The sequence below is a fragment of the Klebsiella sp. H-Nf2 genome, assembly GCF_002806645.1.
Taxonomy (GTDB): Bacteria; Pseudomonadota; Gammaproteobacteria; order Enterobacterales; family Enterobacteriaceae; genus Klebsiella; species Klebsiella variicola.
The window spans coordinates 1-244 of the sequence record NZ_PIBL01000054.1; the positions used below are offsets into that span (position 1 = coordinate 1).

General features: G+C 51.6%; 1 rRNA gene. It reads right to left on the reverse strand.

Annotated features, from left to right (window positions below):
* Nucleotides 1-244: ribosomal RNA gene (locus tag CWM58_RS27985) — 23S ribosomal RNA — on the reverse strand; the annotation flags it as partial.

Genomic DNA, 244 nt, shown 5'->3' on the forward strand with positions numbered 1-244 from the left:
CACCGGGCAGGCGTCACACCGTATACGTCCACTTTCGTGTTTGCACAGTGCTGTGTTTTTAATAAACAGTTGCAGCCAGCTGGTATCTTCGACTGATTTCAGCTCCATCCGCAGGGACTTCACCTACATATCAGCGTGCCTTCTCCCGAAGTTACGGCACCATTTTGCCTAGTTCCTTCACCCGAGTTCTCTCAAGCGCCTTGGTATTCTCTACCTGACCACCTGTGTCGGTTTGGGGTACGAT